This is a genomic window from Cryptosporangium minutisporangium, from assembly GCF_039536245.1.
Classification (GTDB): domain Bacteria; phylum Actinomycetota; class Actinomycetes; order Mycobacteriales; family Cryptosporangiaceae; genus Cryptosporangium; species Cryptosporangium minutisporangium.
Map to the genome: position 1 here is coordinate 61,008 of NZ_BAAAYN010000001.1, position 19,551 is coordinate 80,558.

Here is a 19,551-nt window from a genome sequence, read left to right on the forward strand (position 1 = left end):
GAGCCGCTTACGGGAGAACCGCGACCGCTTCCACCTCGACCAGCAGGTCGGGCTCACCGAGCGCCGCCACGCCGATCAACGTCGTGGGCTTCATCGGGTTGACACCCAGCCGCTCGGCGGCGCGGATCGCGCCTGACATCAGCGCCTCGCCCTTGTCGAGGCTCCAGTCGACCACGTAGATCGTGAGCTTCGCGATGTCGTCGAAGGTACCGCCGGCGGCCGCCAGCCCGGTCGCGACGTTGAGGTACGCCTGCTCGGTCTGCGCGCTGAGGTCACCCGCCCCGACCGGTTCCCCCTCGGCCGTCCGGGCCACCTGCCCGGACAGGTAGACGGTCCGGGTTCCGGTGGCGATGGCCACCTGCACGTACGCGTCGGGCTTCGGTAGCCCGTCCGGATTGATCAGTTCGATCGCCATGGCTCCTCCTCAGGTTCCATAACAACGCTATATCAGTGCTATATAATCGGCAAGGTGCCGAGAAATCGAGAAGCGGGCGTCCGTCTCACGTTGGTGGAGAAGGCCGCGGAGCTACTGATGACCAACGAACCGGTGACGCTGCGGCGGGTCGCTGCCGCCGCCGGCACATCGACCATGGCCGTGTACACGCACTTCGGCGGTATGCCCGGGCTCCTGCGGGCGGTCCGCCAGGAGGGGTTCACCCGGCTGGGCGCGCGGCTGCGGACGATGGCGGGCACTGACGACCCGGTACGGGATGCGATGGCCCTGGCCTCCGGTTATGCCGCGAACGCGTGCACGAACCCGGCCCTGTACCGGGCGATGTTCGACACGCGCTACGACCTCGACGACCCGCTGGCCGCCGACGAGACGTTCGGGGCACTCATCGGCGCGCTCGGCCGAGCGGTCGAGGTTGGACGGTTCGATCCCGACACCGATCCGACGGGCGCCGCGGTCGAACTCTGGGCGATGGCCCACGGTCTGATCATGCTGATCCTCACCGGGGCACTCCCGTTTCCGACACTCGCCGAGCACCTACCGTCGATGGCGGTGGCGGCGTTCGTCGGGTTCGGCGACGATCCAGCCGCGGCGCGGAGATCGGTCGACGCCGGCTGGTCACCACCCGAGCCACCCTCCGGGGCGGAGCCCCAGCCTGGGTGAATGATGGGGGAAGTCGCCGAGAAGGGCTCGCCATGATCCCGACACTGATCGTGTTCGGCTTGGTAACCGGACGGTGGTGGCGGTCGTCGCTCATCGCCGCCGCGGTCGGTTGGCCAGTCCTACTCGTCACCGCCGACGTGATGGGTGTCGAGGTGGGACTGCTCGGGGCGTCGACGCTCGCCGTCGTCGACGCCGCCGCGGGCGCCCTGATCCATCAGGCGATCTGGCGGACACTCCGGCGACTGCGGTCGTGCGAGTCCTTGGTTGATCCGTAGCACCGGCCCCGCCGGAGCGGCTGCGATAGCGCGTTCCGGTTCCGCATCGGCGCCCGGCGGTGCCGCCGGGCGCCGTCGATGCTGGCGGCCGCACCGAGCCGTCTCAGTGAATGGCCGGCCGAACGTCGAACCCGTTGCCCGTACTGTGCCCGAGATCGTTGGGTCGCACGGCGTCGAAGAGGCGTTGGCCGGCCTGCCCGTCTCCGGCGATGGTGAGCCGGTCCTCGTTGATGGCCTCGGTGAGCGCCTGAGGTGAGCGGAGGACGCGGACCAGGGTGTCGGGATCCGTGTCGAGGATGGTGTCCGGCCGTTCATGCGGTTCGCCGCGATTCATTTCGACGAGGCGGCCGTCGGCGACCCGGACGGTGAAGCGGTCGCGGTCCAGACGCATCTCGTAGACGGCGGTCCAGGGGTCCTCTGGCTGCGTGTTGAAGAGGGTGCGCAGCCAGATCATCGCCGAGTCCGCGCCCACCGGAACTGCGAAGGATTCCGGTGCCTGCGCAGCATCCGGGCGACATGGCTTCCCAGCTCAAAGCGTCGCTGGACAACCTCGAAGCCGTCCTCGCGGGCGCCGAGATGACGCTCGCCGACGTCGTCAACCTCCACGTCTACACCACCGACGTCGACACGCTTCTGGGGCACTTCGGCGTGCTGACCGCACGGTTCGAGGGCACTGGTGAGCGCTTCGCCAGTACCCTGCTCGGCGTCGCGCAGCTGCCCGCCCCGCAACTGCTCGTCATGCTCGAAGCCACCGCGATGGACTGAGACGCCGGCCGGCCTGCCGATCGACCTACGCTCTGCTGCGCAGGTAGTTTTCGGCCAACTGGCGCAGACGTGTCCGGTCGAAGCTCTGCCCGTGGCCGGGATGGACGACGGACACGTCGAGGTCGACGAGGAACTCCATGCTGCGGCGATAGGCAGCCACATCGGAGTTCGGCAGGTCGTCGATCAAGGCGCCGTCGTAGACGATGTCGCCGGAGTACAGCGTTCCGGTGCGCTCCTCCAGCAGGGCGACGCTCCCCGGCGTGTGGCCGGGAAGGTGCAGCACAGTCAATACCCGCCCGCCCACGTCGATTCGGTCGCCGCCGTCGAGCATGCGGCTGAGGGTCATGGGCTCGACGCGGTAGGTGCGCGGGTCGTAGTCGGGACCGGGCAGGACGTCGATCATGAGCTCCGGGACGGGTTCCCCCGCAGCGGCGATCCCCAGTTTGTCGTAGAGCTCCGCGCCGTACAGGCTCGCCGGTACGCCCGCCGCCAGCAGCCCCGCCTCGGCGGGGTGGGCGGCCCGGTCACCGAACTCGGGTGCCCCGCCGACATGATCCAGGTGCGCGTGGGTGAGCAGGACCATCGGATCCCGCTCGAACAAGCCCGGGATCGCCTCACGCAAGGCGACGACGCCGAGCCCCGCGTCGATGACGAGGTCACGATCGTTGCCGCGCAACCACCAGAAGTTCGCCGACAGCAGCTCGTTGACGTGCGGCTCCGAAATCCGGATGACCCCGCTACCCACCTCGGCCTGCGTGAACCAGTCGACCATGTCCGCGAGTGTGCCAGCGCGGCGATTCCGTTTCGCCGGGCCGGTCCCGGCAACCGGGCCTCGGCGGGCCCGCCCGGTGGACCACCGCCGTACGGCACGGCAAGGTCACCCGCTGGCAAGTTGCCGATGCTTGACGGCGCCCGAGCGCTCGCTGCGGCGGCTGACACGTGAGAGTGGTGTGGGCGTTCGCCCACACCACTCTCAGGTGTCAGGACGCGTGGCCCGCACGGGCACGGCGGTCACGCGGGACGCAGTTCGCTGTAGAGCCGGAACAGGCGCAGGCGCGAAGCCTCCGGGGCTTTCTCGGGTGCGGCCTGGTCGAGTCGTTCCCAGCAGGCCGCGGCGAGGTGGCGCGCCGTGACGCCGGGCCAGGGCGATGGCAGCAGCTCCGGGGGCAGCAGGGGGTCGGGCTCCATCGCCCGGGTGAACTCGGCGGCGAGTTCGACGGCCATCGTCAGCCGCTGGGTCGCCGCGCGGTCGGGGTCGGTCGCCGGTGCGGCGTCCAGGGCCGCGAGACACTGCTCGGCGAAGGCGGCGAGCCGTTCGTGCCGGGCGCGGATCTCCCCTAGTGGCCAGAGCGTTGCGGCCACCGCAGTGGGGTCGGTGATCGTTCCGAGGCGTAGGTCGGTGCTGGTGAGGAACGTGACCGAGTCGAGGACGTCGAGCGACTCGGCGTGCGCCTCGACGATGTCGGCGACGGGGTTGGCGGTGACGTAGAGGCCGCCTTGGAGCGGCGCGGCGCCGAGGTGGAGGAGCGTCTCGCGCAGGGCGTCCCGGGCGGAGCGGCGGGATTCGGGTATCGCGAACGCGAACAAGCGCCAGGTCCCGTCCCAGGGGGCGAGCCCTGCGTCCTGGCGATAGGCGAAGCGGACGTAGTCGGCGTCGGGCGCGAGGTTCCCCGCGGGGTCGGACACCGCCCGCAGCAGGGCCTTGCGCCCGCGGCCGGACTGCGTGAAGCGGCCCTCGTCGACCAGGCGTTTGACGCAGAGCCGGACCTGCTGGTCGGTCATCCGGAGAAGGTTCGCGACGGTGTAGAGGTCGCCGGCGTCGACCGTGCCGTCCTCGCGCAGAAGGGCGTGGACGAGCAGGCGGGTCGGGATCTCCGGTCGCCCGGTGGCGATGGCGCTCACTCGCCACCCCGGCTCGCGGCGGGGAGTGCGCGGTGCATGGTGGTCACCGCGCCGAAGCCCAGCAGGCGGCGCAGGTAGGGCGTCTGCTCGGTGCGCTTCGCCACGAAGCCGTGGCGCTCGTACAGGACGCGTGCGCCGGGATTCGTGTCGATGACGTCCAAGCGGATCCGTCGGCACGCGTTCTCGGCCGCGATGGCAGTGATCTCCGTCAGCAGCCTGCTGCCGATGCCGTTGCCGCGGTGCTGCGCGTCCACCGCGATTCCGTCCATGACCAGTTCTCCCGGTTCGGGGGTGCGCTCGAACAGCGCGAGGATCGCCAGCCGTCGCAGCCCGCGGAGGACACCGTAGGCGGACAGCACATCCGCCGCACCGCCGCCGGTCAGCGCTCGCCCGCCGAGCTGGTAACCGGCCACGCCGACCACTGTGCCGTCGGCGATCGCTGTCACGCCCCGGTCGGGGTTCAGGTGAGCGGCGATGAAGGCGCGTCCCGCATCCGGCGGATCGAGCGCCGGGCCGAGTTTGCGGCCGAACGCCTCCCAGTAGAGCGCGGCCACCACCTGCTCGCTGCCTGGTGGGACGCCGCGCCGATACACCAGCCCGCGACCGTCCGAGTCCTGCTCCGAGTTCACTACGCCTCCCTGTCACTTGCATGATCAACTCTATACGTTCATTCTCAGAACGAGCGTTTAAGAAACGAGCGATTGGGCGACGGTGAAGCGACTCACACAACTGGGACGTGGGCAGCGACGGGTCCTCTGGGCTCTGCTGGCCGCGTTCGTGCTGGTAGCCGGGGCGACCGGGGTGGTGGTGCACCAGAACGCGTACGCGCTGCGCGAGGCGCAGGTGGAGTTGTCGCACGACGGACGGACGCTCCAGGGGGTGCTGGCACGACCCAAGACCGGCGACGGGCCCTTCGGTCTGGTCGTCTTCGTCCACGGCGACGGACCGATCGACGCGACGCACGAGACCTTCTACCGCCCGGTGTGGGAGGCGTTCGCTCGCGCGGGGTACGCGTCGCTCTCGTTCAGCAAACCGGGTATCGCCGGGTCGGAGGGCGACTGGCTGGCGCAGAGCATGGCCGACCGAGCGGACGAGACCCTGGCCGCGGTGGCCTGGGCACGCGCCCGGAGTGATATCGACGGCGAGCGGATCGGTCTCTGGGGAGCCAGTCAGGCCGGCTGGGTACTGCCGAAGGTGGCCGCGGCGGATCGGCAGCTCCAGTTCGTCATCGCGGTCTCACCGGCGATCAACTGGCTGCGGCAGGGCCGCTTCAACCTGCTCGCCGAGCTCCGCCGGGACGGCGCCGACGAGCGGCAGGTCGATGAGGCGCTGCGGCGGAGCGACGCGACGATCGGCCGGCTCCGGCGGGGGGCGTCCTACCAGGAGTACCGCGCCGCGGTCGGTGACGCCGAGGCCATGACGCCTGCCCGGTGGCGCTTCGTCAGCAAGAACTACACCGCCGACGCCGTCGCTGACCTGCGCGCCATGCGCAGGACGCCGGTCCTGCTCGTGTTGGCCGGCCACGACGTCAACGTGGACGTCGCCGAGACGGAGACCGTCTACCGGCAGATCCTTCCGCCCACGACGATCGACGTCGCGCACTATCCCGACGCGTCGCACTCACTGGTCGACCACGACCTCGAGCGCTCGGAGTGGCGTCTGGCCCTCACCGCGATCTGCGCGCCGCGGAGGCTCTACACCGACGGTTTCCTCGCAGACCAGCGCCGGTACGTCCGTGAGCTGAGCACAGGCGAGACGCAGGCATGAGCGGAACCACCGCGCTCGGCACGCCTGCCGAGGCGACCGCCGGACGGCTGGCCACGATGGACGCCCTGCGCGGTTTCGCCCTGCTCGGCATCCTGATGGTGAACATCACCTACCTCGCCTCCGCCTACCACGGCACCGGCGTCGAGGACCCGGCCTTCGACGGCGCCTTCGACACCGCGGTCCGCTGGCTGGTGGCGATCTTCTTCGAGGCCAAGTTCTTCCTGCTGTTCTCGTTCCTCTTCGGCTACAGCTTCACCCTGCAGATGGCGTCGGCCGCGCGCGCCGAGGCCCGGTTCGCACCGCGGTTCGCTCGACGGCTCCTCGGCCTCTTCCTGCTGGGCGTCGTGCACGCGGTGGTGCTCTTCCCGGGCGACATCCTCACCACCTACGCCGTTCTCGGCCTGCTGCTGCTCGCGCTGCGTCGGCTGCGCCCGCGCACCGCCGTGCGGGCCGCGGTGGTCCTGTTCGTAGGCACCGCTGCCGCGTACGCAGCACTCGCCGCGATGCTGTGGTCGGCGGGCGGTGCGGGAATCGATGAGGACGCCGCGGCAGCCGACGCGGCCCGTGCCACCGAGGCGCTACGGGGCGACGCCGCGTCGGTGGTCGTCACCCACTTGCAGCAGCTGCCGGACGTCGTCCTTCTGCTGGTGTTCTTCCAGGCCCCGGCCGCGCTGGCCGCGTTCCTCCTCGGGCTGGCCGCCGGCCGCACGAAGGTGTTCAGTGACCTCGCGCGCCACCACCGCGTCCTCGTGCGGCTGCAGTGGGCCGGCTTCACCGCGGGGCTTGCCGGCGGCGTCATCTACGCCCACGCCAGCCTGACGCACCCCGGCGGCGCCTACCAGGTCCTCGCGCTCGGGGTGGACATGATCACCGCTCCCCTGCTGGCCTCCGCGTACGCGGCCACCCTGCTGCGCCTCACCGGCGGACGCTACGGGCGAGCCTTGGTCAGCGCCTTGGCCCCGGCCGGACGGATGACGCTGACCAATTACCTCGGCCAGTCCCTCGTCTGTGCCCTGCTGTTCACCGGCTACGGAGCCGCACTCGTCGGCCGCATCCCACCGCCCGGCGTCGCGGCGATCGCCGCCGCGCTGTTCGGGCTGCAAGTGGCCTGGTCGCGCTGGTGGCTCCGGCGCCACCCCTACGGGCCCATGGAATGGCTGCTCCGGGCGTGGACGAACCTCGTCCTGCCGCCGTGGAGCGGCGCCGCGGTGCGGTAACCGGCGAAACTCCGTCGCCGCCGCGACGGTCAGGGCCCCTCTCGGCCCGCCGGCCGTGAGGCCCGCGTCGCCGTGGCCCATGGTGCCCTTGAGCACTCACTCGGTCAGTGAGCGGGTACCGAGACGCAGACCATGGTGGTGTCGTCGAGCGCCTCGACGACGCCGGGGGCCTGTTCGGGGACGTGGAGGTAGTCACCGGCTCGGGCCGTCACAGCGTCACTGCCGGCGCCGACGCGGAGCAACCCGCTGAGCACCACCCAAACCTCCGCGTAAGGCGCCGGTAGCTCGGCCCGTGCCCCCTCTTGGAGGAACGTTGTGTAGGCGCTCATCGACCCGCCGGTCTCTTTGTCGAGCCCGGAAGCGATGAGAATGCGGTCGCCGAAGGGAACGGCGTCGTCACCGATCGCCGAGCTGAACCTCTGGACCCGTGAGGGCAGATCAGCCATGCGGACATCCTTTCGCGTCGTCGGTCAGGCGTCGAGGGCGGTTGCGGCGACGGCGTGCACGGGTGGCGCCTCCAGCCCGAGCTGGCGTGCGATCGCCGGGATCTCGGGGTCCGCGAGGAAGCCTTCGTAGTCCTGGGAGTCCCAGTCGAAGACCGACCACACCCGGTGGGCGTCGTCGGGATCGACGTAGACGCGGGCGCCCCGGCAGCCGTGTTCCCTCCGTTTGGCGACGCCGACAGTCTCGAAGATCTCCAGAAACCGACGGAGGTCGGTCACCCTGGCGACGGTGACGATCATTCGATACTCCTCTGCGTTCTCAACGCCTCACCCGATCGACCCAGAACGGTAGGACCTCAACCGAAGTTGACGTCAAGCCGAGCGCGTCGCGGCGCACGCTGTTCGGACGGTGCGCGCAACTGATCAGAGGGACGAGCGAAACCATCCGGCCGTGGTTAGCTTTCGGCGATGGATGTCGACAGGGTCGTCGGGCAGATCGTCGACCTCGTGGAGGAGCACTACGTCTTCCCCGAGATCGGCGAACGGATCGGCCGGTTGCTGCGCCAGCGGCTCGAAGCCGGAGCTTATGCGGGTCTGTCGCCGGAAGAACTCAGCGCGCAGGTCACGACTGACCTCCAGTCGGTCAACGGTGACGGCCATACCCGCCTGCGTTACCACGCCGACGCGCTTCCCGAGGATCACGGCGACGCTGCGGCGGATGCCGTCCGGCGGCGCGAGTTCGCTGCCGAGTGGGCCGGTGGAGTCGCGCAGGTGCGGCGGCTCGAGGACAACGTCGGCTACCTCGAACTCGCTCCGCTGTTGTTCGCGCCGGGCGACGCCGGACCGGCCGTCGGGGCTGCGATGACCGTGCTCGCCGACACCACGGCGCTGATCATCGACGTTCGCCAGTGCCTCGGCGGCGACCCTCGAACGGTCGCGCTGATCTGCGGCTACCTTCTCGATGACGAAGCCGTGCTCGTCAACAGTCTGCGTGACCGCCAGGGCGACCTCGTGCAGTTCTGGACGTCACCCGCGGTACCGGGCCGTCGCTACGGATCCGAACGGCCAGTCGCAGTACTGACCAGCGACGTCACCTGGTCGGCGGCGGAAGAGTTGGCCTACGACCTGCAGCAGCTCGGCCGGGTACGGGTGGTCGGCGAACGAACGCTGGGCGGCGCACACAATCGGCGGACGTTCAAGGTCGACCCGCACCTGGAGGCAACGATCTCGACGTCGGCGGCGGTGAACCCGATGACCGGAAGCAACTGGGAAGGCGTGGGGGTGCAGCCGGACATCGTGGTGTCCTCCGACGACGCCCTGGAGACGGCACACCGGCTCCTCCGAGGCCGCTAGATCGGCGAAGCGTGGTTCGGGCGTCGGTCCGTGACGTCATGTGGACGCAACCGCGGCGTCGGTTACGTCCACATGACGTCACGGCGGTGGGCAGGTTGAGCACCCCAACACGGCGGTACGACAGTTCGGTCAGGCGCAAGCCCTCGGTATCTGCTCGGCGATCGCTCACCACGCGTATGCAGCCGCCGGAGGCTCGCCTTGCACGCGCGCCGGAGGTGGTACGCGGACAGTCGGCGGTCGTTCGGACCCAGCCCCATCGGTTGGTACACCTTGGTGGCCAACACGATGTCGTCGCGACGCCCGGTGCGCTGCAACCACCGGCCGACGGTCTCTTCCGAGACGCCGTACCCCTTCTTCATGTCCGGCGACTGCGGCCCGCCGTAGACGTCGGCCGTGTCGAAGAAGTTGATGCCTGCCTCGAACGCGGCGTCCATCACCGCATGACTGCTCGGCTCGTCGACGAGATAGCCGAGTTCATCGTCCCCAGACCGATCCGGCTGACGAGCAGACCTAGCGTCCCAAATGTCCGTAGGTCATCACGTCGCTCATGTCGTGAGCATAGGTAGCCCTCGCCACGCACAGCCCGCAGCGGCGGCTCCGGCGTGAGCTACCCCACGCTTGCATGTTCTATGTCATACACCTTAAGTTACTGCCGAGTAGCAGGCGAGAGCGCTCAGCTCCGCCCGCCCGGTCTTCCACTCGAAGGAGTCGCCATGCCCACGCTCGACCGTCAGGATTCGGTGTTCGTGCTCGACCTCGGCGATGGCGAGAACCGATTCCACCCCGACTGGATCGGTGCCGTGCAGGCCGCGCTGGACGAGGTGGAGAAAGCGGAAGGGCCGCGCGCGCTGGTGACCACCGCGACCGGGAAGTTCTTCTCCAACGGCCTGGACCTCGACTGGATCTTCGCGAACGCCGACCAGCACGAGAACTACGTCGTCGCTGTTCATGCGCTCCTGGCCCGGGTGCTGAGCCTCCCGGTGATCACGGTGGCGGCGCTGCAGGGTCACACCTTCGCCGCCGGCGCGATGTTCTCGCTGGCCCACGACTTCCGCGTGATGCGCGCGGACCGCGGCTACTGGTGCCTGCCCGAAGCCGACATCAACATTCCGTTCACCCCGGGGATGTCCGCACTGATCCAGGGCCGGCTCACCCCGCAGACCGCGCACGAGGCGATGACCACCGCCCGGCGCTACGGAGGCACGGACGCCCTGGCGGCCGGCATCGTCAATTCCGCCGTCGAGGAGGACGCGGTCCGCCGTACCGCCGTGGAGATCGCCCAATCGCAGGCGGGTAAGGCGGGCTCCACCCTCGGCACCATCAAGAGCCGGCTGTACGGGACTGCCCTGGACCTCTTGCAGACGAAGGACAACCCGCTCGGCTGAGAACCGCGCGACCTGACCACCGCTCCCCTCACGACGGAGGAACCTCCATGCCCCTGCCCGCTGTCTTGGCGACGCCCTTCACCGTTCCGGTGGTGGCCGCACCCCTGTTCCTCGCCTCCGGCCCCGACCTGGTCATCGCCCAATGCCAGGCCGGTGTCGTCGGGTCCTTCCCGGCCTTGAACGCCCGGCCCGCCGCCCTGCTCTCGGAGTGGCTCGACCGGATCACCGAGGAGAACGTCGCCTTCCAAGCGGCACATCCCGAGGCCATCGTCGCCCCGTTCGCGGTCAACCAGATCGTGCACCGATCCAACGATCGGCTCGAGCAGGACATGGCCGTGCTCGTCGAGCACCAGGTCCCGATCGTGATCACCTCGCTGGGAGCGCGCAAAGAGATCAACGACGCGGTCCACTCCTACGGTGGGATCGTCCTGCACGACGTGATCAACAACGACTTCGCGCGCAAGGCCATCGAGAAGGGCGCGGACGGCCTCATCGCTGTCGCTGCCGGCGCCGGTGGCCACGCCGGAACCCAGTCGCCGTTCGCCCTTGTGCAGGAGATCCGCGAGTGGTTCGACGGCCCGCTACTGCTCTCCGGAGCGATCGCACACGGCCGGTCGATTCTGGCCGCCCAGGCCGCAGGCGCAGACCTCGCCTACGTCGGGTCCGCCTTCCTGGCGACCACCGAAGCCAACACGGTTCCCGGCTACAAGCAGATGATCGTCGACAGCACCGCGAAGGACATCGTCTACAGCAACCTGTTCACCGGCGTCCACGGCAACTACCTGCGGGGCAGCATCCAGGCCGCAGGCCTCGACCCCGACGACCTCCCGCTCTCCGACCCCTCGGCCATGGACTTCCGGTCCGGCGGGCGCATGGACGCCAAAGCCTGGCGAGACATCTGGGGCGCCGGTCAGGGAGTCGGCACGATCACCGAGTCCACGTCGGTCCAGGCGCTGATCACACGGCTCAAAGCGCAGTACGACGCCGCGCGACTGGCGCTCACCGCCTGACCTCCGCCATGAGAAGCTGACGCGTGAGCCCACGCAAGAGCGATAGCCGCGCACGCATGGTAGCGACCACCGCAGCGATGTTGAGCGAGTACGGGGCCACCGCCACCAGCATCGACCGCGTACTCGCCGGCAGCGGCGCTCCGCGCGGATCGGTCTACCACCACTTCCCCGGCGGGCGTACCCAGCTCATCGACGAGGCGGTGGCGTTGGCCGGTGATTTCATCACCGGTCTGATCGAGACCACCATCAAGGACGACGAGGACGCGCTCCAGGCGATCGACGCCTTCTTCGCCCTCTGGCGGTCCCGGCTCGTGGACAGCAACTTCCGTGCCGGCTGTCCGATCGTCGCGGTCGCCGTGGAAACCAACGACGACGCCCCGCAACTGAAACAAGCCGCCGCGGCGGTGTTCACCCGCTGGCGCGAGGCACTGGCCGCCGCGTTCGCCCGGCAAGGCCTGCCCGAACACCGCAGCACCCGGCTGGCCACCTTCGTCATCGCCGCCGTCGAGGGCGCCGTCATCATGTGCCGCGCCGAGCAGTCGATCGCCCCGCTCGAAGCGGCCGCCGACGAGATCCATGACCTGCTGATGGCCGCGTTCCGCCGATGATCACCGACCCCACCCTCCTCCGCATCGGCCAGGCGGTGCAGCTCAGCCACCAGGGCCAGCGGCAGGTCGCGCATCGCCTCTTCGCAGAGATCTGGGACGAGATCGGCGGCGAGCAGGGAGACCCCCTGCACCGGTCCACGCTCGCGCACGCGATGGCCGATGTGCAGGATGACGTGCACGAAGAGCTGGTCTGGGACCTACGCGCACTGACCGCCGCTGCCCTGATCACCGACGCGCGCATGGGGCAGGCCGGGCTGTCGCTTCCGGTGGCCGGCTTGTACTCGTCGTTGCACCTGAACCTGAGCGAGTGTTACCGGAAGCTCGGCGATCTCGACCGTGCCCGTGAGCACCTCGAGCAGGCGCGGGCCACGCTCGGCGCGCTCGGCGACGACGACTACGGACGTCTGATCAGGGATGGGCTGGAGCGAGTGGCCGAGCAACTGCGCTGACGCGTCGGCAGCGTGCTGACGTTCGCGATCCCGCAGGAGAGCGTCCGCACGGGGTCGGCCGGTCACGGCAGCCGGTCGTCCGCCTCGCGGTAGCCGTGAGCCGACAGCACGGCCAGCAGCCGTTCCTCCCACGCTCGCTGATCCGGCTCACTCCAGCGATGCCACTGGGAGCACTGCCAATCGGCCGGCCGCTCGGGCAGGACGCAGCCGCCGAGCGCCACCTGACCCTCCGCAGCAGCCGCCATCGCCTCGGGGCCGGGGAGACCGAAGAGCAGCGGCACACCCGCCGCGCCGCACTCGGGACACTCAGAGATCACCATTCGTACGGTATCCGCATCCGTGGACGGCCAACGGGCCACGGCCAGAAACTGCGGCAAGTCACCGCCGTCGGGTCGTGGGCTGGGCGGCGGAACGCCCGACGAGGACGAGAGGAATCGTCGCTGCCGCCAGGCCGGCGCCGATCCAGGCGACGGTCGTGATCGGCGCGTCGGCCCTGAGCGCGAGGCCGGCCAGCAGGGGCACGAGGCTGATACCGAGTTGGAAGGCGGACACCGTGGTTGCCCCGGCGAGGGTGGGTGCGTCGGAGGCGATGCTGAAGACTCGGCCGTAGAGGGCGGGGTTGAGCACGAAGCCGGCGACGCCGAGAAGCAGCACGAGCGGGACGACGGCGAGAGCGTGCTCGGCCAACGCGGCGATCAGCGCGGAGCAGACGACGATCCCGATCAAACCGGCGGCCATCGCGTGGTGGGGCCGCCGGTCGGCGATACGTCCCCCGATCGCCAGACCGAGGTACGCGCCGACGCCGAACAGCATGAGGACGGCCGCGATCCACTCGTCCGGGATCCCGGTGACACGGTCGAGAAGTTCGGCGAGGTAGTTGAACGTGACCATGTACGCCGCCGTACTCAGCAGCGTCACCGAGTAGACGAGCCACAGGGGTGGCTGCCGCATCGTCCGGAGTTCTCGTTCGATGCTGAGGTCCGGCGCAGCGTCCGTCCGTGGCATCGCGGCAGTGACGGCGGCGGCAGCCGCCAGCGTGAGGGCGACCACGGCCCAGAAACCCCCTTCCCAGCTCGTGCGGTACCCGATCAGAGTCCCGGCGGGACCGCCCAGGATCATGGCGAGGCTGAGACCACTGACCACGACGCCCGACGCGCGGGCCGCCCGGTCGGGCGGGACCAGGCTGACCGCGGTCACGGCTGCGACGGCGAAGAACCCCGCGTAGGCGAGTCCGGCGACGAAGCGGGTGATCAACAGGGCGGGGTAGCTGCCGACGATCAACCCGCCGGCGATGCAGGCGGCGAAGACGAGTTGGGTCAGCACGAGCGCGGTCCGACGTGGCCACCGCAGGCTGACGACCGCGAACGGCGGACCACCGACGACGACCCCGATCGCGAACGCCGTGATCAGCCCGCCCGCAGTGGCCAGCGTGACCTCGAGATCGGCGGCGACCGCGGGAAGCACCCCGGCAAGGAGGAACTCCGCGCTGCCCATGGCGAACAGGCTGAACGCCAGCAGATAGACCCCGAGCGGCAGAAGACGCCCGGCCGAGCGAGCGGGCCGGGTCGCGGTGTCGACGTTCACCGGGCGACCCCCCGCCGCCTCGGCCCGGCCTGCGCGCCAGCCAGAACGATTCCTACAGTGCGATGGTTCTCCACCACTGTCACCTCCGGGAACGACCGTGACGCAGCACATCGCTCAACGGCAACGAGCGTTGCCGAAACCGGAACGAGCTGATGTGCTGGGTCGGTGAAGTCTCATCCCGCGATCGACGCGACCCTCGACCAGATCGGTCACCGCCTGCGTCGGGTCAGAGAGACGAGAAACCTCTCGCTCGCGGAGCTCAGCCGCACCACCGGTATCTCCAAGAGCACCCTGTCGAGGCTCGAATCGGGGCACCGGAAGCCCAGCCTGGAGCTGCTGCTGCCGATCGCCGCCGCCATGGCCGTCCCACTCGACGAGATCGTCGCGGCGCCGCGCATCGTCGACCCACGGATGCCGCAGGCACCCCGGCGAACCGGCGGCCGCGTCATCGTTCCGCTGTCGCGGACACAAGGTGAGCCCAAGGCGTACAAACTCACGATCCCCGCGAGCGAATCCGAGCCGTTCCCGCGCACCCACACCGGATACGAGTGGCTCTACGTACTCAGCGGCCGGTTGCGCCTCATTCTCGGCGACTACGACCTGCTCCTCGGTCCCGGGGAGGTCGCCGAGTTCGACACCCAGCAGCCCCACTGGTTCGGATCGACCGGACGGGGCAGCGTCGAGGTTCTCAGTCTCTTCGGCGGGCAGGGCGAACGTGCCCACATCAGGGCGAGGCCGAGTCGCGCTGCCGCTCGGAAAGGTCCTACCGGACCGATGGCGTAGGGGACGGGCCGCGGCCCGCTCGGAGCGTCTCCAGAAGCGCCGCCGGCTCGTGTGGATCGTCGAGCGTCACCGCGAACCGCTTGCCGTTGGTCGTCGTGACGACCAGCCCTGGGCCGTGCCGCAACACGATCGCCGACCGTCCGGGCATCCAGCGGTAGCCCCAGCCGCCCCACTCCGCTGGATTGACGTCGACGGCGCCGACCTCGGCGACGCGGTCGAGCGGGATCCGCTTGAGGGGTATCCGCAACGCCGCCGGCACGACACGGAGCCCGCGCCAGTCAACGGTCACTCGCAGCCGGACGAACAACGCGACGACCAGTCCGAGGAGGATCAGCGGTGTGAGGCTGAGCGCGCCCGATCGCTGGCCGGTCGCCCACATGATCGCGCTGTGGACGACCCCGATCGCGAGCAGGCCCGCGCCGGCCCAGGCGAACAACGGTGCGGTGATCGTGCGGCTCCAGGCGCCGGTCTCCCCTGGACGCAGATCGACCCGATCCGCGGAGACCGGAGACACCGGGGCCGAGCCGGGCGGCGACAGCAGGTACGGCACCGCGCCGTAAGCGCCGCTGGCCACCAGCGCCACGACCCAGCCGCCCAGCACCGCGTCGTCCGGTGAGCCGGCGCGGAGCGTCAAGGCGGTCGGTACCAGCCAGAGGCCGGCCGCCATGCCCCCGATGAAGCCGACGACCGCGAAGGCTCCGCGGCGGGTCGCGTCCGACTGCGTCGTCACCGCCGCGGTCACGGCGCCGGCCACCGCGGCGCCGAGCGCCGCCGCACCGGTGCCCGCCAGGGCGGCATCGGTGGCCATCGTGCCGTCGGGCGCGGAGGTGAGATCGGGCCAGTGCGACGCCACACGCATGGGGAGCCGGTCGTGCCAGGCGAGCCAGGAGACCCCGATCGCCAGCGGCGGCACCAACAGTGAGGCGGCGGCCACTACTCGTCGAATCCGCATCTCACGCCCTCCCGATCAGCCGGACGATCTCCTCGTGCGTCATCCCGAGCCGACGCGCCTCGGCCGTCAACTGGTCAGCCAGCTCGCGGACGCGGATGAGCCCTGCGTTCGCCTCTGGACGCACCCGCGCACCCCGGCCCTGGCGCATCTCGATGACGCCGTCGTCGCGCAGCGCGGCGTAGGCGCGCAACACCGTGTGCATGTTGACCTGCAAGGCCGTAGCGAGGTCGCGCGCGGGCGGCAACCGCTCGCCCGCCGTGAGCGACCCGTCCACCACGCCACGACGCACCTGCCGGGCGATCTGCTCGGCTAGCGGCACCGTGGACGAGTGGTCGATCCGGAACAACATGTTCACAATGATACTAGAACAATGCTCGAAGAAGTCGGTCGCGGTGCAACGGTTTCGTCGCGCTCGGAACGCATCAGCGGTCATCCGGCAGCCGGCTGGAACGGGCTACGTCGCTGTACCAATGTGCGCTGGGTTTCACGGTGCGGCGGAACGTTTGTCGATCGACCGCGACGAGCCCGAACGTGTGCGCCCAGGAGCCCCACTCGTAGTTGTCCAGAAGCGACCAGTGCAGGTAGCCACGGACGTCGACGCCGTCGGCGACCGCTCGCCCGAGGCCCGCGAGAGCCCGCTGGGTGTACTCCCGACGCTCGCCGTCGTCGGCGGTGGCGATGCCGTTCTCGGTGACCAGAATCGGTACCGGGATCCGACCGGCGGTGTGCCGGACGGCGTACTCGAGGGCCTCCGGGTAGAACTCCCAACCGGTCTGGGTGCGGCGGGCCGCCGGGTCGGTCGGCACCGGTCCGTCCGGTCCGATCACCACCCGGGTGTAGGCCTGTACGCCGATGAAGTCGTCGGCGCGGGCGGCGTCGAGGAACTGGTTCTCCCGCGACCACGCCCATTCTTCGGTGACCGCTTCGGCTCCGGGTAGGGCCTGGAACGTCTGGTTGGCCACGGTCCAGCCGCTGGCCGTTCCGTCGAGGTCGGCGAGCTCCGCGCGGGCCGCGTGGTGTGCGGCGACGAGCGCGTCGGCGAGGCCTTGATCCGGCGGTGGCAGGGCACCGGCGACCAGGTCGGGGGCGTCGTGGCGCAGCCGGGCGGCGACCATCGCCAGCATGTTCGGCTCGTTGATCGTGCACACCCACGGCACGCCGTCGAGGATGGGGCGGACCGCGCGGACGTAGTCGGTGAACCGTTGGATGCCGTCGGGCCCGGTCCAGCCGCCGCCGTGGCGGAACCAGGCGGGCGAGGTGAAGTGGTGCAGCGTGACCACCGGGGTCAGGCCGCGCTCCAGGCAGCCTTCGATCATCCGCCGGTAGTGCGCCAGCGCCGCCCGCGAGAGGTGGCCCGGCACCGGCTCGACGCGGGCCCACTCGATGCCGAACCGGTAGGCGTTGAGGCCGAGGTCGCACACGAGGTCGAGATCCTCGCGCCAGCGGTGATAACTGTCGCAGGCGTCCCCGCTCCGGTCGGGCAGGGGCGAGCCGGGTGCGTTCTCCAACGCCCAGAGGTCGCTGGCGGTGTTGTTGCCCTCCACCTGGTGCGGCGAGGTGGCCGCGCCCCAGAGGAAGGACGGGGATACGGGTACGGGCACGGGGCGGTCCTTCGGGAGCAGGGTCACCGGTCGCGGTACGCGCCGGAGCGGATCAGGTCGGCGCGAGCACGCTCCGCCTGGTCGACCAGTTCGGCCACGACGTCCTCGGTGAGGCCGACGCCGAACGTGCGCAACGTGCGCAGCGGTATGCCGTCGACCATCCGCAGCAGCTCGGGAGCGATCGGGGCAGCCTGCCTGCGTCGAGCCAGAACCCGGCCGAGCAGCGGACCGCCGGCCGGATGGCTACGCCACTCGCCGACCGTGGAGGTGGCCGACAGCGGCGGCAGGAACCGGTCGCCGTTGGTCCGCAGATCACCGGTGAGTCGAATGTCGCGGGACGAGGCACCCACCCGGATCGGATAGCTGCCGGGGTCGACCGTCCAGCGCTGGTGCCGCACGTCCCAGACCGCGAGGTCGCGTGGGGTGAGCACCAGCGCCACGCGACGCTCCGCCCCCGGCTCGAGGGAGATCTTCGTGAACGCGCGTAGCCCGGTCGGGGTGTACAGCTGGACGACTTCCTGCCCGGCACGATCCCCGGTGTTGGTCACCGTGCAGCCGATCTCCCAGCGCTCGTCGTCGACCGGAGTGATCGTCAGGTCGGCGTAGCCGAACGTGGTGTAGGTCAGACCGTGGCCGAACGGGTAGGCGACCGGGGCGTCGACCGCGTCGAAGTGCCGGTAGCCGACGAAGACGCTCTCGCCGTAGACCACCTGACCGTCGCGGCCCGGGAAGGTCAGATGGCTCGGGTGGTCGGCCAGGCGCAGCGGAATGGTCTCGGCCAGCCGCCCGGACGGGGCGTGCACGCCGAGCAGCAGATCGGCGAGGGCGTCGCCGCCGGCCTGACCGGGCAGCCAGCCCTCCAGAATGGCGCGGGCGTGCTCACGCCACTCGGCTACCGAGACGACGCCGCCGTTCGCCAGCACCACCACGATCTCCGGGTTGACCTGCGCCAACTGCGTGAGCAGGCGCAGCTGATCGGCGGGCAGCGAGATCGTGGTGCGGTCGAAGCCTTCCGATTCGGCCTCCGCGGGCAGTCCCAGTAGCAGCACGACCGCGTCGGCGCCCTCGGCAGTGGCCAGCGCCTCGGTGAGCAGCGCGGAGTCGCCGGTGCCGTCCAGGCGATAGCCCGGGGCGAAAGTGACCGCGTCGCCGAGCCGGTCGGTCAGCGCGTCCAGCAGCGACGAGACCGCGGTGGGGACCACCCGGGAGGAGCCGCCGCCCTGGTAGCGCGGGGTGCGGGCGAGCTCGCCGACGACGGCGATCCGGCGCAGCGTGACCGCGTCCAGGGGAAGGACCGCGTCGTCGTTCTTCAGCAGCACGGCGGCCTCGGTGGCGGCCTGCCGGGCCAGTTCGGCGCCGGCGGCCTGCGCCTCCTCCAGCGAAGCGGCGGCGGTTCCGCGCACGCGCTCGTGTAGCCGGTGCAGGCGGTCCCGTACCCGCTCGAGGGCGGCCGCGTCCAGGGTGCCGGCGCGGACGGCGTCGGCCACCAGGTGGTCGGTTCCGGTCGGCGGCATCTCGACGTCGCAGCCGGCGCGTACCGCTGCGACGCGGTCGACGACCGCACCCCAGTCGGAGACCACCACACCGTCGAAGCCCCACTCGCCGCGCAGGACGTCGGTGAGCAACCACGGGTGCTCGCTGGCGGGCACCCCGTTGACCCGGTTGTAGGCGCTCATCAGCGCCCACGGTCGGGCGGTGCGCACCACGTGCTCGAATCCGGCCAGGTAGACCTCGCGCAGCGCACGCTCGTCGACCTGGGCGCTGATCCGCATCCGGTCGGTCTCCTGGTTGTTGACCGCGAAGTGCTTGACGCAGGCGCCCACCCCGGCCGACTGGACGCCGTCCACCAGGGCCGCCGCGAGCACTCCAGTGAGGAGCGGATCTTCGGCGAGGTACTCGAAGTTGCGTCCGCCCAGCGGCGACCGCTTGATGTTCATGCCGGGACCGAGCAGAACGTCGACGCCGAGCGCGCGCGCCTCGCGTCCGAGCGCCTGTCCGACGCGCCTGAGCAGTGCCGGGTTCCACGTCGACCCGAGCGACACCGCCGGCGGGAAGCAGGTGGCCGGGATGCTGTCACCGATGCCGAGCGCGTCGCCGCCGGGGCGGGTGCGCCGGACGCCGTGCGGGCCGTCGGCCAGGGTCAGCGGCGGCAGGCCGGCACCGTCTCCGGTCGTGTGCCACGTGTCGCTGCCGGACGTGAGAGCGGCGAGCCGATCCGGATCATCCGTCATGCGGACCCCTCCTGAGCAGGCGTTTCAATGAGGCGAGAAAAATCTACCACGTGGTAGATTTTTCGCTATGCTTCGTGCCGCACGCGGGGCTCCGCGGCGCATCACCAACCAC

General features: G+C 70.3%; 24 protein-coding genes and 1 pseudogene. 11 read left to right on the forward strand and 14 right to left on the reverse strand.

The window, feature by feature from the left end:
- Positions 1 to 7: 7 nt before the first annotated feature.
- Positions 8 to 415, reverse strand: coding sequence for a RidA family protein (locus tag ABEB28_RS00345; RefSeq protein WP_345725858.1), 408 nt, complete (start codon positions 413 to 415; stop codon positions 8 to 10).
- A gap of 54 nt (positions 416 to 469) precedes the next feature.
- Between ABEB28_RS00345 and ABEB28_RS00350 the strand changes: the two genes are divergently transcribed.
- Both ABEB28_RS00350 and ABEB28_RS00355 read left to right on the forward strand, forming a co-directional pair.
- Entirely contained in the window at positions 470 to 1,114 is a 645-nt protein-coding gene (locus ABEB28_RS00350) for a TetR/AcrR family transcriptional regulator (protein WP_345725859.1), read from the forward strand.
- 32 nt (positions 1,115 to 1,146) lie between these two features.
- Positions 1,147 to 1,389, forward strand: coding sequence for a hypothetical protein (locus tag ABEB28_RS00355; protein ID WP_345725860.1), 243 nt, complete (start codon positions 1,147 to 1,149; stop codon positions 1,387 to 1,389).
- A 103-nt stretch (positions 1,390 to 1,492) separates the two neighbouring features.
- Here ABEB28_RS00355 and ABEB28_RS00360 read toward each other — a convergent pair whose 3' ends face one another.
- The gene (locus ABEB28_RS00360; RefSeq protein ID WP_345725861.1) at positions 1,493 to 1,843 is read right to left on the reverse strand and encodes an SCP2 sterol-binding domain-containing protein; all 351 of its coding nucleotides are present in this window, start codon (positions 1,841 to 1,843) and stop codon (positions 1,493 to 1,495) included.
- A 38-nt stretch (positions 1,844 to 1,881) separates the two neighbouring features.
- Between ABEB28_RS00360 and ABEB28_RS00365 the strand changes: the two genes are divergently transcribed.
- A complete protein-coding gene (locus ABEB28_RS00365) occupies positions 1,882 to 2,154 on the forward strand; it encodes a RidA family protein (RefSeq protein ID WP_345725862.1) in 273 nt (90 codons plus the stop codon).
- Between the two features lie 25 nt (positions 2,155 to 2,179).
- Here ABEB28_RS00365 and ABEB28_RS00370 read toward each other — a convergent pair whose 3' ends face one another.
- From ABEB28_RS00370 to ABEB28_RS00380, 3 genes are all read right to left on the reverse strand, one after another.
- Positions 2,180 to 2,926: an MBL fold metallo-hydrolase gene (locus tag ABEB28_RS00370; RefSeq protein WP_345725863.1), complete on the reverse strand. Its 747-nt coding sequence runs from the start codon at positions 2,924 to 2,926 to the stop codon at positions 2,180 to 2,182.
- 239 nt (positions 2,927 to 3,165) lie between these two features.
- Positions 3,166 to 4,056, reverse strand: coding sequence for a PaaX family transcriptional regulator C-terminal domain-containing protein (locus tag ABEB28_RS00375; RefSeq protein WP_345725864.1), 891 nt, complete (start codon positions 4,054 to 4,056; stop codon positions 3,166 to 3,168).
- A complete protein-coding gene (locus ABEB28_RS00380; RefSeq protein WP_345725865.1) occupies positions 4,053 to 4,685 on the reverse strand; it encodes a GNAT family N-acetyltransferase in 633 nt (210 codons plus the stop codon). Before ABEB28_RS00380 ends, ABEB28_RS00375 begins: the two co-directional genes overlap by 4 nt.
- Positions 4,686 to 4,767: 82 nt before the next feature.
- Between ABEB28_RS00380 and ABEB28_RS00385 the strand changes: the two genes are divergently transcribed.
- Positions 4,768 to 5,823, forward strand: coding sequence for an alpha/beta hydrolase family protein (locus ABEB28_RS00385; protein WP_345725866.1), 1,056 nt, complete (start codon positions 4,768 to 4,770; stop codon positions 5,821 to 5,823).
- Entirely contained in the window at positions 5,820 to 7,040 is a 1,221-nt protein-coding gene (locus tag ABEB28_RS00390) for a DUF418 domain-containing protein (protein ID WP_345725867.1), read from the forward strand. The genes ABEB28_RS00385 and ABEB28_RS00390 overlap by 4 nt, the downstream gene beginning before the upstream one ends.
- A gap of 104 nt (positions 7,041 to 7,144) precedes the next feature.
- Here the strand turns inward: ABEB28_RS00390 and ABEB28_RS00395 are convergent, their stop codons facing one another.
- Positions 7,145 to 7,486, reverse strand: coding sequence for a cupin domain-containing protein (locus ABEB28_RS00395; protein WP_345725868.1), 342 nt, complete (start codon positions 7,484 to 7,486; stop codon positions 7,145 to 7,147).
- A 24-nt stretch (positions 7,487 to 7,510) separates the two neighbouring features.
- On the reverse strand, positions 7,511 to 7,783 hold the full coding sequence (locus tag ABEB28_RS00400) for an antibiotic biosynthesis monooxygenase (protein WP_345725869.1): 273 nt from the start codon (positions 7,781 to 7,783) through the stop codon (positions 7,511 to 7,513).
- A 168-nt stretch (positions 7,784 to 7,951) separates the two neighbouring features.
- On the opposite strand from ABEB28_RS00400, the gene ABEB28_RS00405 reads away from it, so the two are divergent.
- Complete coding sequence (locus tag ABEB28_RS00405; protein WP_345725870.1) at positions 7,952 to 8,836, forward strand: S41 family peptidase; 885 nt, start codon at positions 7,952 to 7,954, stop codon at positions 8,834 to 8,836.
- Positions 8,837 to 9,009: 173 nt separating this feature from the next.
- On the opposite strand, the pseudogene ABEB28_RS00410 reads toward ABEB28_RS00405, so the two are convergent.
- Positions 9,010 to 9,373 (reverse strand): annotated as a pseudogene (locus ABEB28_RS00410) (aldo/keto reductase); the annotation flags it as partial.
- Positions 9,374 to 9,549: 176 nt separating this feature from the next.
- Between ABEB28_RS00410 and ABEB28_RS00415 the strand changes: the two are divergent.
- Genes ABEB28_RS00415 through ABEB28_RS00430 form a run of 4 tightly spaced genes read left to right on the forward strand, consistent with a single transcriptional unit; the run spans position 9,550 to position 12,288 of the window.
- A complete protein-coding gene (locus ABEB28_RS00415) occupies positions 9,550 to 10,221 on the forward strand; it encodes an enoyl-CoA hydratase-related protein (protein ID WP_345725871.1) in 672 nt (223 codons plus the stop codon).
- Between the two features lie 47 nt (positions 10,222 to 10,268).
- Positions 10,269 to 11,231 carry an NAD(P)H-dependent flavin oxidoreductase gene (locus tag ABEB28_RS00420; RefSeq protein WP_345725872.1) on the forward strand — a complete coding sequence of 321 codons (963 nt, stop codon included), beginning with the start codon at positions 10,269 to 10,271 and terminating at the stop codon, positions 11,229 to 11,231.
- Between the two features lie 56 nt (positions 11,232 to 11,287).
- Positions 11,288 to 11,839, forward strand: coding sequence for a TetR/AcrR family transcriptional regulator (locus ABEB28_RS00425; RefSeq protein WP_345725873.1), 552 nt, complete (start codon positions 11,288 to 11,290; stop codon positions 11,837 to 11,839).
- The gene (locus ABEB28_RS00430) at positions 11,836 to 12,288 is read left to right on the forward strand and encodes a hypothetical protein (protein ID WP_345725874.1); all 453 of its coding nucleotides are present in this window, start codon (positions 11,836 to 11,838) and stop codon (positions 12,286 to 12,288) included. Before ABEB28_RS00425 ends, ABEB28_RS00430 begins: the two co-directional genes overlap by 4 nt.
- Positions 12,289 to 12,350: 62 nt before the next feature.
- On the opposite strand, the gene ABEB28_RS00435 is transcribed toward ABEB28_RS00430, so the two are convergent.
- Both ABEB28_RS00435 and ABEB28_RS00440 read right to left on the reverse strand, forming a co-directional pair.
- A complete protein-coding gene (locus ABEB28_RS00435) occupies positions 12,351 to 12,605 on the reverse strand; it encodes a hypothetical protein (RefSeq protein WP_345725875.1) in 255 nt (84 codons plus the stop codon).
- 61 nt (positions 12,606 to 12,666) lie between these two features.
- Positions 12,667 to 13,872 (reverse strand): MFS transporter, encoded by a 1,206-nt coding sequence (locus tag ABEB28_RS00440; protein WP_345725876.1) that lies wholly within the window; start codon positions 13,870 to 13,872, stop codon positions 12,667 to 12,669.
- A gap of 165 nt (positions 13,873 to 14,037) precedes the next feature.
- Here ABEB28_RS00440 and ABEB28_RS00445 point away from each other — a divergent pair, with 165 nt between their 5' ends.
- On the forward strand, positions 14,038 to 14,655 hold the full coding sequence (locus tag ABEB28_RS00445; RefSeq protein WP_345725877.1) for a helix-turn-helix domain-containing protein: 618 nt from the start codon (positions 14,038 to 14,040) through the stop codon (positions 14,653 to 14,655).
- Here the strand turns inward: ABEB28_RS00445 and ABEB28_RS00450 are convergent.
- The 4 genes from ABEB28_RS00450 to ABEB28_RS00465 all read right to left on the reverse strand — a co-directional run bounded on the left by ABEB28_RS00450 (position 14,636) and on the right by ABEB28_RS00465 (position 19,439).
- Positions 14,636 to 15,607 carry a hypothetical protein gene (locus ABEB28_RS00450; protein ID WP_345725878.1) on the reverse strand — a complete coding sequence of 324 codons (972 nt, stop codon included), beginning with the start codon at positions 15,605 to 15,607 and terminating at the stop codon, positions 14,636 to 14,638. The genes ABEB28_RS00445 and ABEB28_RS00450 overlap by 20 nt on opposite strands.
- Before the next feature lies 1 nt (position 15,608).
- Positions 15,609 to 15,956 (reverse strand): GntR family transcriptional regulator, encoded by a 348-nt coding sequence (locus tag ABEB28_RS00455; RefSeq protein ID WP_345725879.1) that lies wholly within the window; start codon positions 15,954 to 15,956, stop codon positions 15,609 to 15,611.
- A 73-nt stretch (positions 15,957 to 16,029) separates the two neighbouring features.
- Positions 16,030 to 17,208 (reverse strand): glycoside hydrolase family 1 protein, encoded by a 1,179-nt coding sequence (locus ABEB28_RS00460; protein ID WP_345725880.1) that lies wholly within the window; start codon positions 17,206 to 17,208, stop codon positions 16,030 to 16,032.
- Positions 17,209 to 17,231: 23 nt separating this feature from the next.
- Positions 17,232 to 19,439 (reverse strand): glycoside hydrolase family 3 C-terminal domain-containing protein, encoded by a 2,208-nt coding sequence (locus ABEB28_RS00465; protein ID WP_345725881.1) that lies wholly within the window; start codon positions 19,437 to 19,439, stop codon positions 17,232 to 17,234.
- Positions 19,440 to 19,551 lie beyond the last annotated feature (112 nt).